Below are 15,704 nucleotides of genomic sequence, written 5' to 3'. Positions count from 1 at the left end.
GCTTCCTTCAAGGAGATGAAATGCACGAAAGCACCATTGAACTGTTTCGCGATGAATCCCTTCGATTGCTGCAAGTGGAGATCGACCTGCTGCAGCGCATGAGGGATGCGAAAGGTGTTGTTGTCGAAGAACACGCCGAGGAGCACCAGACCTTTTCGTCAGCCAGTATCGACAAAGATCTGAAAATGCTCAGTGGCGAGATGAGCAAGCTGGAGCGCCTGGAAATGGTACTGGCTGTTGTCGGTACCATGAAGGCCGGTAAGTCCACGACCATCAATGCCATCGTTGGCACTGAAGTGCTACCCAATCGCAACCGCCCCATGACGGCGTTGCCAACGCGGATTCGCCATACGCCAGGTGTCAAAGAGCCCGTTCTGTTGTTGGAAAACAATGGCCCGATCAATGCGCTGGTGGACAAGCTGCGGAAGGTTATTTCCAAACCGGGCGGTAAAGAAATTCTAGCGGCCAACGCGCACGATAAAGACATGACGGCGCTGCTGCAGTTTATCCTCAGCAAGCAACCCTTCGAGCATCGTCATGAAGGCCCGGAAGCCATCTTTTGGTTCCTCAGGAGCCTGAACGACCTTGTTCGACTGTCTCAAGCACTAGAGGTTGAGTTCCCGTTCGACTGCTATGCCAGCATCGATGACATTCCGGTTATCGACGTGGAGTTCGCACACCTGGCGAATCTGCCGGGCAGCGTGGGCAGTTTCACACTGCTCGATACTCCCGGCCCGAATGAGGCCGGCCAGGTTCATTTGCGTCATATGCTGCATGAACAATTGAAAAATGCCTCGGCAGTATTGGCTGTTCTCGACTTTACCCAGCTCAAGTCAGATGCTGACCATCAGGTGCGTGAAGCGCTTGAGGAAATTGCCGACGTTGCGCAAGGGCGCATGTTTGCCCTGGTCAACAAGTTCGATGAAAAAGATCGCAACAGTGACAATGCTGAGCAAACCCAAAATCTGGTTGCCGAGTCGCTGCTCAAGGGGCGCCTGGACGTTTCGCAGGTTTTCCCAGTCTCGTCGAAGCTGGGCGATCTGGCCAACCGGGCCAAGCGTGAACTGGATATCAACGGCCGTCTTCCGCCGATCAACGGCGAAATCAACGCCTGGGTCGAAGACTTTGGCAAAGCTGCCTTCGGCGCGATGTGGGAGATGCAAATTGAAGATCCAGACACGGTAAGGAAGACCGCCGACCTGTTGTGGAAAGCGTCGAAATTCTCCGAGCCGCTGGACAAAGTTATCCGCAAAGCCCACAGCCAGGCTGCGATCCTGGCGATCTCCTCGGCCGCCGCCAAGCTGGTGGACATTTCCAGCAGGCTGAATAATTTTTTGGACGTTCGCGAGGTAGCGCTGGGAAAGAGCGCAGAAGAGTTGGTCGGGCAAATCAACTCTTTGCTCAGTGATATTGAGCGAATCAGTGACCTTGAGCGTCAAACACATGCCGACACAAAAAAGGCGCTCAAAAATATCAAGGTGAAGATGGAGCACGCGTTTGACGCGATTCGCAGCGATATCAACGATGAGATTTCTGAAGGTTTCATCGCCGCGAAGAAAACAGAAGAGCAACAGTCTATCGAGACTGCAGCCGCTAGCTCTATGGGAGCATTACGTGGGTTCTTGGGGGTATGGGATGCACTCAAGGGGCAGACTGCTGGCCAAACAAAGCAAGCATCACGTAAGTCGGGTAGCAAATTTGGTCGAGAGTTCGATGAAAATAATCCGATCATCAGCCTGAACTCTCGAGAGGACGCAGAAAAAGTTGTCAAGGATATTGAAGAGGGTGTTCAGCAAATCATCGACTCGAATGAGTCGCGTCTGATCAAGGACTCAGATCAAATCCTCAAGGATTTCCGTGTCACCTTCGAGCAGGATATCTCGACTCAAGCCAGCTCCATCATCGGTGAGCTTAATCAGCGGCTCAACGGCTGTGGCTTTTCGATCGAAATCAATATGCCCTATACACCCGCACTGTCTATGCGCGAAGGCCGTGGCGAATTATTGCGTGGCGTCATCGAAAGCAAGCAGCGTGCAGTGACCAAGCGTCGTCGCACCACCAGCTTGTGGGGGCGTTTGTGCGAAGTGTTCGATACCGACGACTGGGGTTGGGAAACTTATTCTTCGACGGTTGGTTACTACGAAGTGGACATCGACAAGGTCAAGGGCTCTATCGACAAAACCATTGATAAGCTGTTCGCCGCGTTGGCAACTGCGATGCTTGAGACGATCGAGAAGCCCCTGGAAGAAAGCGTCAAGCAGTTCTTCGGTGAGCTCAAGCTGGCCGTGGAGTCGCTGCGCAGTGACCTGGCACAAAGCATTCGTGACAAACAAACCAGCCAGGAACAGCAGAAGGCACTCGCTGAGCGCCTGGCCGAATTCAAGCGTCAGGTGCCGGGGCTTCAGCAGGACAGCGCGGCGCTCAAGCGAGACGTTCAACCGCAAGACAGTGAGGTCATGGCATGAGTGGGTCAAATGCCATTGCGCCGAATGCTGAAGTTTGCCAACTACTGACCTGCCTGCCGGAAAAGTTCGTCGTGGATTTTGCCAATGGCATCGATGTGGCTCGCGAACGTCAGCGCCATATGGCGACGCGAACCGGCTTTTTCTCGCGTTTATATGATGGCTTTACCGGTCAGGATGCTCGTCATCAGGCCGAAATTAATGCCAGCTTGACCGACGGCATTGAAGGTTCGCTGATCTGGTTGCAAGACCTCACTGAATCCTTGGCGCGTAGTAATCATGCGATTGTCCTGGTTCAGTCCCGGGTGAATGGGATGAAGCACGATATGGCGCATCTCATTGACTATTCAGTGACCACTCGGCAAGCACTCAACGAGCTTTCACAGCGACTGGATGAGCGCTGTTTTGCATTGGAACAGCAGGTCGCTCGCATCGATATCCTGCAGCAGGCCCACCTACACCTCGATGGTGTGTTCAGCAAGTGGGGGGCGGGGCGCTTCAATGGCCTGAGTTTCTCTGGCCGCTGCTATGCCGCCCTGGAAGAGCTGCGCTGGGGAGCGTTTGGCAATTACTGTCAGACCGTGTCGGGACATGAGCGTCAGCAGCAACTGGAGCGCCTGGCCAACTTGGCTATCATCCAGTTGAACCAGGATGCCAGGCTTACCCCAGGCGAACGTATTGCCACCCGTGAGCGCTGGCTGGCTAGACCGGCAGCCAACACTGCCTGGCTTGATGGTGAACAAGCGGTTAGTTACCTCGGCGACTGGGCTGATCCGTATTTGGCACCGTTCTCGTATGCGGTATCGCAGATACCTGACGAGTTGCCCCTGCATTTGCCACGGTTGGGCTCAGCTCAGCGCATGACTGAAGGCATGATCAGTGAGCTGTTCATGGAGGCTTCGTCATGACCGAAGCGATGAAAGTTGGCCTGGTGTTATCGGGTGGCGGCGCTAAGGGAGCCTACCAGGTAGGCGTGCTCAAGGCTTTGCGCGAGCTGGGAACGCAGATCGACGCCGTATCGGGGGCGAGTATTGGAGCCCTGAACGGTGGTGTTTTGGCCTCGGCCCCTTCGCTGGATGTGGCCATCGAACGCCTGGAGCGGCTGTGGGGGCGCCTGGCCATGGACTCACCGTTGAGCATGAAAGTGCCAGGTTATCTGACTCTCCTTGTGGCTGCGGGCTTGCGCGTGCAGGGAGCGGGTATCGCCCTGGGCGTTCTGCACGCGGTACAAGGTATTGCTCAACGGCTGGATTTGGCGTTGCCGAGCTGGCTCGATGGGGCTGACGCAGGTGTTCTCAATGATCAACCATTGAAGGCACTGATGGATGAGTTTCTGGTCAGCAAAGATCTCGAACGAGGTCTGCCGTTATACGTATCCTCATATCGAAGCGGTGGTGGATTACGGGACATGGCGCGGGCGCTGAGTGCTGAGTTTGGGCTTGCTGATACGCCGGATTCCGAGTTCCTGCACATCCAGTCCCTTGACGAGAAGGTACGCAAGGACGTGTTGTTGGCCTCGGCAGCCATTCCATTGTTGTTTGCACCACGTCGTATTGAGGGACAACGTTACTCGGACGGAGGTCAGGGTGGCTGGCAGACCATGCAGGGGAATACACCGATTACTCCATTGCTCGAGGCTGGCTGCAACCTGGTGATCGTTACCCATTTAAGTGATGGCTCGTTATGGAGCCGGCAACGTTTTCCTGGCGCCACCATCCTTGAAATCCGTCCGGGGCAAAGTCTTAACCGCGCCACCGGCCCGCTTGGTGGTACGCGCGACCTGTTGGGGTTCGATGCCGAGAAAATCCCGTCCTGGATTGAACAAGGCTATAACGACACCCTGCACTGTGTCGGGCGAGTCATGGCCGCTCAAAAGAGTCGCAACGCATTACGTGCATCTGAGACAGCATTGTGCGCGATCCAGAAAGATTCGCTACAGGCTGACAAAGTACTATCTGATGCAATGGAGCGACTGAAGTAAGTGCGTGCCTGGGTGGCAAGGAGGGACGACGTAATTATGTCGCGCCTCCTTGCCACGCCGGCAGGTATTCCATCCTGGGGTGACTTTCATGCCTGTGCCTATGCGACCCTATACCCAGTACTGCAGCTCATGCAGCTGGAGCCATACGGTTATTCCGCTGAGCGATGTACTGTTTCCAGGGGACTGGCTCGACCAGTGTCCAACCTGCGGTGCTGCGCCCTTGCAGCTCCGCGCAGCGACTCCTGTGGAATTGCTTGCCGCCCGCCTCAAGCAACTATTGAAGTACCGACGGTGATGTTGCCTGGCTTGAGTCTTTGTCAGAGACATACTTGGCGCTTGCCCATGTTGGCTTGACGCGACCATTTTGGCTGCGTGGCGAATCGCCACTCTATTGAGTATCATCGCTGCTCAATTTTGAGCAGCTTGCGCACCCTGACTTCAGAGATCATCACGCGGCTTACTGATGCCCTTGGCCGGCTGGAAGCGCTCGATAGCGCGTAATTATGCCAAGCGCATCCTGGATTTTTTGCTGAAAAGCTGATGTGGCACTGAACTATGCCGATATTGAACTACGGACAATCAGCTATCGAGTGGTATTTTTGGCTCGATACCTACCGCATTCCCCACCAGCTATCTTTGTTTGGTGCGGGTAGTTTATCTGTTGAAAAGGTGAAGGCCCGACGCGCGACGGGCCAGGTGATCGCACGTTCGGCAGCGTTAGCTGCACACGGCTGAGTAGGCTTTCTCTACGCGCGCGAATCCGGACGAGCTTTTTCCGTTCTTACGAGTGGATAGCGGTGTCGCAGAGTAGAAATCCCGTATCGCTGCCATGCCTGAAAACCATTCGAAACCGCCGCACTAGACGATACGGTCTACGCTTCCTGAATGGAGGTTTAAAGCCAACGGCAAAGAGCCTTATGCGTGGCTGCGCCACGCATTGGAACGCCTGCCGCGGGCGTCCTCGATCGCGTCCTCAGTGGAAGACTACGAAGCGCTGCTGCCGTGGAATTGCACACCTCAAATACATAGCTGAGTGCTCTGCCCATCGTTGGTTAGGTGGGGTTCACGGAGCGCTTACGATCCACCTGCTGGTGCTCCTTAAAGATTTAAAAATTTAACTGCCATCAGATAGCGAAAGCGGTGCTTACACCGCTTCCGGATAATATACCGACGATTGGACAATCGCGTACTTACTCGGAGGTTATTTGTATGACGGCTTGTAGGGCGGTTCCGAATAGAAGGTAAACAGCACCAGCTTCTCGACGGGCTCATAAAACATGATGACTTTTTCCGGGCCACCTACTTGATAAGAGCCCGAAGACACCGTTGCAACATGATAGAACGGGTGCCCGGAGGGGCCCTTGGGATACACGGGCGTAATTCCGTTACACTCCTCAGCATAGTACAGCGGCATGCCACGCATCCCTACCAGCCAGAGATCCACATCACCGCCGATTTGCTCTACAAAGGGATACCGATCCCGGCCTTCCACGCCCCTACCGGGATGAAGCCAGTAAGGGTCATAAAGATATCCTGTCTTGCGGTAGCCGTCACGAACAACCACAAAAGAGGAACTGCAGTCCTTGTAGCATTCAATCAACTCGGATCGAGCATACGGATAGGGGTCTGAAAGGTCTGCATTTTCTGCATGAAGGAAGAAATAACGAGGATCACCCATCAGGCGGTAACGACCGCCTTCGATTTTGAATCCGATCCAGTTTGTTTGCAGCAAGGCGGAATGATAGTCCGTATGCTCGGTAGCATAACCGACCGGACGATCTTCGCCTGGTTCAAGCGGACACAGCATATGCGCGCAACCAGACCACTCCCGATTAACCGTACTCAGATCAATACTGAAAAGCGGGTGCAGATGTGTGGCAAGGTCGGTTTGATCGGGAACAAAAACGAACTCAGGCTCTGGAAACATGTAAAAATCGGAAGGCTCCTGCGTGTAGTCAGGGCGTCGCGCGATCATCTCCTGGCATACATTTTTGAACGGATCACTATCTCGCCCCTCCTCCCTGAAATTCTTCGCAAGCTCGATAAAAATATCAAAATGGGCATCACTGAGGCTGGAAAGCTCTTTGGCAGAAAATTTGTAATTGTTGCTGTCATGCATCGACAGAACGAATGATTGCAAATACTGTGCGGAGGCATCCCGCCCGTTGATCAATAAATCGGCATGTGTCTGAAAAGGCGATTCATACATGGCGTTTCCGTCCGAGATATTTTAGGTAACCATCTGGAAAGACCTGGCAGGCCAATCGGAGCATTCCGATTGAACTACCAGGCATAAACGACTTTCAACCGTTCCTGGATGTCAGTCCTGATTGATATGCGCCATCATGCCATTGACATCGACTGCACGTATGTACCGTGCTGGGTTGGCGTCATTGGCGACTTCCTCAAAATGCTTTTCACCGCAGAGGATTTTGGCACCCTCGACGTGGCGCAGATCGCCCCACCAGGTGCTGCCTTTGGTTTCCACGACGAAGTACAGTTTTTCCTTGCCTTCGTCATCGACGACCACCGCCCAGTCCGGGTTATAGGTGCCCAGCGGCGTTGGAATTTTGAACCAGGACGGCAGCTTCGCATAGACTTTCACGTCTTCGTTGCTTTCCAGCTGTATGGCAAAGTTTCTCTCTACGCCCGCCGAGTCATAGACGACATGCGTATAGACAGACTTTTGCGTTTCGAGGGTATTTTTCAAATAGCCCTTCAGCTCCTCCTGCTGGAAAAGCTCCTGTGCATAGAAGTGCTCGTCACCAATTTTGCTGTACTTAATGCCATCGACCAGCGCCAGACGTTTGGTGCGGTTGATGGCCTCTGAAGCAAAGTCGATGAACTGCTGCGGGTTGCGGGCAAAGTCCCGCAGGCGGCGACTCTCGGTGAGGATTTTGACGATGCTGCTGCGGGTCAGCTGGGTCTTGTCCTGCAAATCCGTGATGATGTCAGGAAGCTCGATGTCATCCTCATGGATCGTCGTGAATTGAGAGACGTCCGTTTCCATTGTCGTCACGCCACCTTTACCTATCGCAATGTCGGCCTTTCGGAATTGTGCCCTGGTTTTGGTGATAGGCGGGCAGTCCAGAATGGCTTTGGCGCAATCCTCAATGAGCTTCTCATTATTGAAATCGACCCGGTAAGTCGTCTTGTACTTGATACGCTCCCAGAGCGCCTTGAATTCCTCGCTCTGAAGAACGGCCTCGCGGGTGCGGATGGTTCTGCGGTCATCCGCATTCTTGATATCGAGCTTGCCAGCGAGCTTCTTCAAAATGCGCAGGATGTCTTCTTCAGCGTCATCCGCCTTGCACCCAAGCCCGGCCTTGATATCGTCCGGCAGTTTGAAACTGCCGTCTTTCAGCGCCGATCGAAGGCTGTCCTGGATCTTGCCTTTGGCATCAACAAAATCTTCGCTCTTCAGGAATTTCCGGATTTTGTCGGATTGCTCTACACCCAGCGGCGCTGCCTCGCCTTTGTCGTTGACGATGAGCACTGTCGCGAACTGGTGAGACTCAACGATGCCAAAGCGGATGCCGGTATCTTCTTCAATCTCCTTCTGAAGATTTTCGGCAAACTCTTCATAGCTCTCGGTGGCGATCACGGTGAGCGTGTTGATGTCAGAACCGCGCAGGCGCTGCCCTTCCTGGTTGACGCAGAGACGCAAGCCCCGCCCGATGGTCTGGCGACGCTCCCGCTCAGTACCCATTTCACGCAGGGCGCAAATCTGGAAGACGTTCGGGTTGTCCCAGCCCTCTTTCAGGGCCGAGTGCGAGAAGATGAACTTGAGCTTGGTGCTGAAGCTCAGCAGCTTTTCCTTCTCCTGCATAATCAGGTTATAGGCACGCTCGGAGTTGTCGCGACCGGCTTGCGTGTTTTCCGCAGTTTCGACAAGTTTTTCCTTCTTGTCGATGGAGAAATAGCCGTTGTGGACTTCGGCAGCGTTGATTTCGAGATCAATTTCCTTGAAGAGGCTTTGATAGTCGCTGGACTTCGCGAGCTTGGTATATTCCTCTTCAAACATCCTGGCATATTTGCCTTTGACCGCGTTGCCGTCTTCGTCGTACTGACGGTAGTGCTCGACGCTATCGATGAAGAACAGGCTCAAGACCTTGATAGGCTGCTTGTTGGCGGCAAAGGTCAGCTCTTTTTCGAGGTGCTCTTTGATCGTCCGACGGATCATCAGACGTTTGATTTCATCCGGGTTGACACCGCCAATGGCCTCACCAGGAAGCAGGGTCTCATCGAGCCCCGGCCCCTTGATTTGAACGGACTCGTTATTTTTACCGCAAGTGATCGTGCCGATCTGCATGTTTTCGTAAATAGCACGATTGGCGATCTGCTCCAGATCGTCGCCATCTTCAACGGTCAGAATCTCGCGGCTGATTTTCTTGCCGCGCTGCACGTCGATTTCGACCTTCGCCGTAATCGAGCCTTTACGGTTGTGCGTGGACTCCAGTCTGACATAGGGCTTGTTGTTAGCGCCCTCGATTTGAAGCGAGGCCACTTCAATTTGCTTCACCAGACCGCGATCATAGGCATCGACTGCATCAAGGCGATAAACCATGTGATGTTTATCGACGTGCGTTGCTGAATACCGCAATGTACAGAGCGGGTTCATGGCTTCCAATGCCTTCTTGCCCTGCCCTTGCAGACCACCATCCACGCTTTGCGGTTCGTCCACGATGATGATCGGACTGGTGGCTCTAATCAGGTCAATCGGCTTTTCACCGCCTGTACGTTCGTTTTCCTTATAGAGGTTGTTAACGTCTTTCTTGTTAATAGCCCCTACAGTCGTCACCATGATCTGAATATTGGCGCTGGTGGCGAAGTTACGCACCTGCTCTGGCCTGGACGAATCGTAAAGAAAATACTCGTAGCCCTTGGCCTTCGGGTAAATATTTTCGAAGTGCTCGCGCGTGATCTTAAGAGTTTTATTTGTGCCCTCTTTAATCGCGATAGAAGGCACGACAATTACGAACTTTGTAAATCCGTAATTCTTGTTCAGCTCAAGTATCGTGCGCAGATAGACATAGGTTTTACCTGTGCCCGTTTCCATTTCGACGGTAAAATCACCGCTCGTAAGATCACCTGCAGGGCGCAAACCGTTATCGAGCTGGATAGTATGCAAATTATCGAGAATATCATCATCAAGCAATTGCAGACGGTTGCCAATACCGAGCTCGCCTTCCGCCAGACCAAGCGAGGCCTGCGGCCCCGCATCTGGACGGTGGGTCACAGTGAATTCAGATCGCGAGACTTCCTGGCCTTTAAAAAGGCCGATAACAGACGCAATCGCCGCCATCTGGTAATCGAGATTATCTTCAAAATGCAGCTTCATCAGAGAAACTCCTTACAAGCTGCGCACGTGAGAAATGCCATTTTGCTCTAGAATGGCGGCCATGTTAGTTTTCGTCACGTCATCGCTAAAGGCGCTATCTCGGAAAAACACATGCGTGTCAGAGGCGGGCTTTAACTCTTCATGCCAGGTGAGTATGCCCTGGGCAACACTCTCAATACTGGCTTGAGGCAAAGACTCATCGAGGCAAGCGAACAGCGCACCATAGCCGATGCTGTACACTTTTTTGCCGGAAAACTCTTTTTCTTCGATAGGCGCAGCCAAATCGATACCGCGCTTCAGCAGCAGCTCATAAAGAACATCAAGCTCGCTACGCCCTTCGATCAGGTGCTCCTGATGGGAGAGCAGAGTTTCTTCAAGATCAGTACGATCCGGGTTCCAAACCTTGATATTGGAGTTATCTAATTTGAATACTCTAAAGCCTACATCGCCACGAAATGTTGGTGTAGTGCTATTTATTTGCACCGATGTTCGGCGGAGCCGCTCTTTAGTAAGTTCAGCAATATTTTTTGGCTTTCCAATTTTCTCACAAAAATCAGCAGCTGTCTTTTGCTCTCTATTTTCCGATTTCAATGGCTCGGGTAGCTGAACCAGAATAAATCGACGACTGCACCCATCCGATAGATTTTGCTTCATTACTGCATGAGCTGTAGTTCCAGACCCTGCAAAGAAATCAAGAACTATATCACCATCCAAACTACCCTGCTCAATTATGCTCTCCAGCAAACCAACTGGCTTCGGGAAGTCGAAAACTCTAGTGCCAAATAAATCGTCGATTACTGCCGTTCCATGCCGGGTATATATGTTAGCACCAATAATTGTTGAAAAGCCGGTATAAGAGCTCTCAAAATCATTGAGGAATGCCTTCCTTCGTGGCCGCCCGGTAGGAGATGAAGGCCAAATAATTCTATCCTCCTCGATCAGCCGTGCCATCGTATTCCTATCATATCGCCACCCCATCTCAGAACAAGGGTACTCTATACCTGTCACAGGGTTAACTAATACATAGTGCAAATTCGGGCGCCTATCCACCGTAGCAATCCCTACCATATTTGCGCTAGTCCAAGCACCCCGTGGATCATTGTCTGAATTTGAAAATTGCGATTCATCTCGTGCATCTCCCCTTATGGTTTCACCAAAACAAACCATATACTCGTGATCTACCGACGCCCCATTTACCGTCCTATTGTCTTTATTTTGCCGACTTTTCCAAACGAATGTCGCTAGATGTCGATCTTCACCAAAAATCTCATCCATTACCATTCTTAGTCGAGGTAATTCATTGTCGTCACACGAAACAAAAATTAACCCATCGCTTCTTAGCAGCCCTTTAGCCAGCTTAAGCCTTGGATACATCATATTCAGCCAATCCGTGTGAAAACGACCACTGGCTTCGGTATTGCTACTAATTTTCTGGCCGTCTTCCGCTTGCCCAGTCAGCTCCAAATAATTTTTTATGTTATTTTGAAAGTTATCCGGGTACACGAAATCTTTGCCGGTATTATACGGAGGGTCGATGTAAATCATCTTGACCTTACCCGCGTAGCTTTTTTGCAAAAGCTTCAAAACCTCAAGATTATCGCCCTCGATAAACAAATTCTGAGTCGTATCCCAAGTAACACTTTCCCCTGGGCAAGGCCGTAGCGTTCCGATTGATGGTGTCAATGCAATCTGGCGCGCCTTCTTTTTTCCATGCCAGTTCAGGCCGTATTTCTCTTCACCTTCGTCGATGCCCCCTGCATCGCCCAAAAGCTGGCGCAGTGTATCAAAGTTTACCCCACCTTCTCCGAATGCTTCAGGAAGCAGACTTTTGAGCTGCTCGATATTTTCATTGACAAGATTGGCACTCTCACCGTCCTGTGAGGTCACTCGTTCCATAGCTGCCTTATTCATCAAATGCTCTCTCTAATTTTTTCAATGACGTCATTGATCTGTTTGATCTTGGTATTCAGCTCAACCTGCCGCCCCATCTGCTTCTCTTTTTTCAGCTTATTGGCAATCTCTGTCTTTTGCAGGTTGAGCTTTTCAAGCTCACGGAGCCGCTCAAGACGGCCCTCACTGGGTTTATTTTCTATATTTCCGGTCACGTCTCGCTCATATCGTCCGCTATGAGCCGCACAGTTAATAGCTATGACACGTTCGGTCAGGCTTTTATAGAAACTAAGGAAATTGGCGAAGGAAAAACTGTTGATATGACAGTCTTTTAAGAAATATGCCTGCGCCGATGTTGGCGCGGCCAGGTCGATCCAATCCGTGTAAAGGGCGTCTTCGACCACCCATTTTTCCTTGTCTGCCTGGTTGATACGCTTGTCGGATACGCTGAGGCAGATCTGGTTGCCTTGCGTGAACAGCAGAATGAGCGGGTATGGGATCGACCGCTGCATAAAGTTCGCGATCCGCTTCAGCCGCTTGGCCGATGTCAGCTCCACCTGGAGAACCGCGATTTCAGAAAAATCGCGCTCGCTATCAACATAGGCCGCGACGTTGATCGTGGCGCTTTTAAGGGTGTAGAGCCATCGGATCTTATCAACGTCGTCCTTCAGCGCCGTTTTATCGGCGATGTCCAGCACCCCGTTTTCAAGAAAAAGCTTCTTGAAAACGGGTTTGTTCAATTCACAGGATCTGGGAATTGAAAGATGGTCGATGAAGGCTTCCAGCGTACCTGGCGTCATAGCATGTCCTTAGCCTTATGGAGCGTCCGTGATGATGAGGTAGGTTACAACAGCGAAATCCTCGATGCCCTGGCTGCTGGTGGCGGTCAGCACCGTGCCACCTCTGGTGAAGAGGCTTTGTACGCCCTTCTCTTCGCTTTTGCCTGCAATGCTATCAACCGCGACTGCCAGCAGCTGCTGGTATTGCGCCATGTCGGAGCCGTTCCTGGTACGGTCGTTTACCTGCCCGGTTGCATCCTCATCAACGGCAGATGCCGAGAGACCGTGCTTCTTCAGCAGGTCGAGTACCTTCTTGCTTTGCGTGAAGTTGAGCTCAACGACGGCTTCGTCCGTGACATAGACCAGGAAGAACGGCGCAAGCGGATAGTTCTCGTCCACCTGGACAGCGCGATGACCATCCCGGATGCTCTTCAGGCAGAAGATGACGCCTGGCTTGAGGCCATCCGCTTTGAGGTCGGCATCAATGGTGACTGCGGCATAGAGGCCGTGAGGAGCCTCTGCCAGCTTGTGCAGGCCCTTCTTCATGTAGCCTGAAAGATCCATGCGGAAGTCGTTCAAGGTCAGGTCGGTGATGGAGACACCGCCTGCCATGTCTTCCAGATCGACCACGGCATCTTTGAGTTGCTGAAGCTGCCTGCGTCGATATTCCAGGTCGTTCATTTCCTGCGCGTTGGCGTCGATGACGTTTTCCTCGCCCGTGGCCGAGACGTCCAGAAGCATCATGCGGCCTGCCACGCGGGCTTCGAGGTTGATGTACTCGTCCAGCTCCATATTCGGCCAGAAGTTGATGAGTTGGATTCTGGTGTTTTTCGAGCCCAGGCGATCAACGCGACCAAAGCGCTGGATGATCCTGACCGGGTTCCAGTGAATGTCGTAGTTGATGAGCGTATCGCAGTCCTGAAGGTTTTGACCCTCGCTGATGCAGTCGGTAGCAATCAGCAGGTCAATCTCAGCCTTCGCGTCGGGATCAATCTTTCCGCGCTCCTTCGACACAGGGGAGAAAGCCGTCAGGAGGTTGTTCAGATCCGAGCCTGCCCCGGCCAGGGTCGTCTTGTTGGTGCCGCCGCCCGTGATGAGGGCACTGTGGATACCAAGTTCGCCCTTAGCCCAATCAGCAAGATGGGTATAGAGGTACTTCGCGGTATCGGCAAAGGCCGTGAAGACGATGACCTTCTTGTTTCCCGGATTAAGGGGCTCTCGGACTTTTTGGGCAATGACGTCTTTAAGCCTTTCGAGCTTGGCATCACGTGGCGCCCCCACAGTTTGCGCGGATTCGACGATAGTGGTCAGGAAGATCCTGTCCGCCTCCAGCTCCTGCCGGAACCGGATGAGATCCATGTCCTGGAGCAGGACGCGGGTTTTATTGCCGATCATGAAGGGCTCAAGTTCCGGCGAGTCCATTTCAAAGTCGTGAATATCCTCGATATTCAGCGCTTCGATGTCGCCGCTTTCATGGGCGTCGATTTTCTGCAGCAGCGCTTCCACCTGCGCCAGCAGTTTTTGCGAGGTGAGCGTGAACGAGCTGATCGAGCTCTCCATGCGCTTGAGCAGGTTCACCCGCATCAGGTGGATCAGGCTCTCTTCCCGGTCGACCTGCTTGAACACGCCCTTGCCATCGCCCACAGCGTTGTCATAGCGCCGGGCGTACTCATCCTTCTTGTCCATACGGACAAATTTCATCGGCGAGTAGCCTGCGAGCGAGAGCCTGCGGATTGTCTTGTTGACTTCCTTCAGCGGCGGAAATTCGTGGGTGGCATCGATGTCCGCATAGATGTTCTGCGGTGGCAATCGCACGGGGAACTGCCCGATATCTGCCGTGCCGTAGTATTTCTGAATATGCTTGCGGGAGCGCGCGATGGTGACGATATCGAGCAGCTTGAAATAGTCAAAGCTCATCGTATCCAGCAAGGACGCGACGCTACGGCTTTCAGGCGGTTGCTTGACCCACTGGTTGAACTGCTTCTGCGCCAGGCGCAGCGTGCTTTCCACATTTTTAATGCCGACATCGCTGAAGGCGTCATCACGCCCCTCGGTGATGAAGGCGACCTGATTCTTCAGGTCGTTCATGCGGTTGTTTACCGGCGTGGCGGAGAGCATCAGTACCCTGGTCTTCACACCTGACTGGATGATGTCCTCCATCAGGCGGGTATAGCGGTTTTTTGTGCCTTTGGTGGGGTTGTTGTTGCGGAAGTTGTGCGACTCGTCGATGACGACGAGGTCGTAATTTCCCCAGTTCAGGGTTTCAAGATTGATCTCGCCGGAGCTGCCTTTCAGGCGCGAGAGATCGGTATGGTTCAGGACGTCATAGTTGAAGCGATCCTGGGCCAGCAGGTTGCGCTTGTCGTTGACGGTGAAGATCGTCCAGTTGTCCCGGAGCTTTTTCGGGCATAGCACCAGAACGCGGTCATTGCGCAGCTCGTAGTACTTGATAACGGCCAGCGCTTCAAAGGTTTTACCCAGACCGACACTGTCGGCGATGATGCAGCCATTGTGCTTTTCGAGCTTGTCGATGGCACCGAGCACACCGTCCTTCTGGAACTTATAAAGCTTGTTCCAGACAAGGGTGTCTTTAAACCCGGTCTTGGTTTTGATGATGCTGTCTTCGTCGATATCATCGAGGAAGTCTTTGAAAATGTTGTAGAGCGTCAGGAAGTAAATGAAGTCGCCTGGCTGATCGGCGGCGATAAACTCCAGCTTCTCAAGGAACTCGTCCTTGATGTCGCGGGCTTTAGGGGCGTCCGCCCAGACAGAGTTAAACCAGGACAGTAGCTGTTTGGTCGTTTCCGGCTCGTTGATACCGGTATTCATCAGCGGGGTATCGGCCTGGACTTCGCCCAGACCTGCAGGGGTGAAGGCAGAGCTGCCATGAATAGCGAAGCTGCCCTGGCTGCCGTCTTCGACCAGGAACATGTTCTGGGCCGCGTTGGCTGACCGCACCTCAGCCTTGCTGGCGAGCCATTTGGCGCATTCCCTGGCGATGCGCTTCTGATCGAGCTGGTTTACCAGACGCAGGTCAGCATCCGACCCGATGAGCGCCTGAAGCGGCGAGCCTTCCCAGTCAGACAGTAGTAGCCTTGCCCCATCGATGCGGGAGAGCTCCTTTTTGAGCGCCGAGAAGCCATAGATGGTGAATAGGCCTGAAAGCACGGATAGCTTCGATCCTGCGGTAAGGTGATCGCGCAGCGTGTTCCCAACATGACCGTTATTTCTGTTGTCCAGTAACAAAGCTT

8 protein-coding genes and 1 pseudogene are annotated in these 15,704 nt (G+C 52.9%); 4 read left to right on the top strand and 5 right to left on the bottom strand.

All coding sequences use genetic code 11. The features are described from left to right. Positions 1 to 20: 20 nt before the first annotated feature. The 4 genes and pseudogenes from APH35_RS05345 to APH35_RS28130 all read left to right on the top strand — a co-directional run. The gene (locus APH35_RS05345; RefSeq protein WP_060514338.1) at positions 21 to 2,465 is read left to right on the top strand and encodes a dynamin family protein; all 2,445 of its coding nucleotides are present in this window, start codon (positions 21 to 23) and stop codon (positions 2,463 to 2,465) included. Next, positions 2,462 to 3,370, top strand: a complete 909-nt coding sequence (locus tag APH35_RS05340) for a diguanylate cyclase regulator RdcB family protein (protein ID WP_060514337.1) — start codon at positions 2,462 to 2,464, stop codon at positions 3,368 to 3,370. The genes APH35_RS05345 and APH35_RS05340 overlap by 4 nt, the downstream gene beginning before the upstream one ends. Further along, positions 3,367 to 4,443: a patatin-like phospholipase family protein gene (locus APH35_RS05335; RefSeq protein ID WP_060514336.1), complete on the top strand. Its 1,077-nt coding sequence runs from the start codon at positions 3,367 to 3,369 to the stop codon at positions 4,441 to 4,443. The genes APH35_RS05340 and APH35_RS05335 overlap by 4 nt, the downstream gene beginning before the upstream one ends. Positions 4,444 to 5,338: 895 nt before the next feature. Next, positions 5,339 to 5,476: pseudogene (locus APH35_RS28130) on the top strand (transposase domain-containing protein); the annotation flags it as partial. Positions 5,477 to 5,644: 168 nt separating this feature from the next. On the opposite strand, the gene APH35_RS05330 reads toward APH35_RS28130, so the two are convergent. The 5 genes from APH35_RS05330 to APH35_RS05310 all read right to left on the bottom strand — a co-directional run bounded on the left by APH35_RS05330 (position 5,645) and on the right by APH35_RS05310 (position 15,699). Further along, on the bottom strand, positions 5,645 to 6,652 hold the full coding sequence (locus APH35_RS05330; RefSeq protein WP_256213720.1) for a hypothetical protein: 1,008 nt from the start codon (positions 6,650 to 6,652) through the stop codon (positions 5,645 to 5,647). Positions 6,653 to 6,763: 111 nt separating this feature from the next. Beyond that, positions 6,764 to 9,784 (bottom strand): type III restriction-modification system endonuclease, encoded by a 3,021-nt coding sequence (locus APH35_RS05325; RefSeq protein ID WP_060514335.1) that lies wholly within the window; start codon positions 9,782 to 9,784, stop codon positions 6,764 to 6,766. 12 nt (positions 9,785 to 9,796) lie between these two features. Next, positions 9,797 to 11,695, bottom strand: coding sequence for a site-specific DNA-methyltransferase (locus tag APH35_RS28125; protein ID WP_256213719.1), 1,899 nt, complete (start codon positions 11,693 to 11,695; stop codon positions 9,797 to 9,799). Further along, a complete protein-coding gene (locus tag APH35_RS05315) occupies positions 11,695 to 12,474 on the bottom strand; it encodes a DUF4391 domain-containing protein (RefSeq protein ID WP_060514333.1) in 780 nt (259 codons plus the stop codon). The genes APH35_RS28125 and APH35_RS05315 overlap by 1 nt, the downstream gene beginning before the upstream one ends. Positions 12,475 to 12,489: 15 nt before the next feature. Then, complete coding sequence (locus APH35_RS05310; protein WP_060514332.1) at positions 12,490 to 15,699, bottom strand: helicase-related protein; 3,210 nt, start codon at positions 15,697 to 15,699, stop codon at positions 12,490 to 12,492. Between the last annotated feature and the right edge of the window lie 5 nt (positions 15,700 to 15,704).

The sequence above is a fragment of the Pseudomonas sp. NBRC 111132 genome, assembly GCF_001320565.1.
Lineage (GTDB): Bacteria > Pseudomonadota > Gammaproteobacteria > Pseudomonadales > Pseudomonadaceae > Aquipseudomonas > Aquipseudomonas putida_P.
The sequence above is the reverse complement of the archived record's forward strand: the minus strand, read 5'-3'. Positions and strand labels throughout refer to the sequence as shown.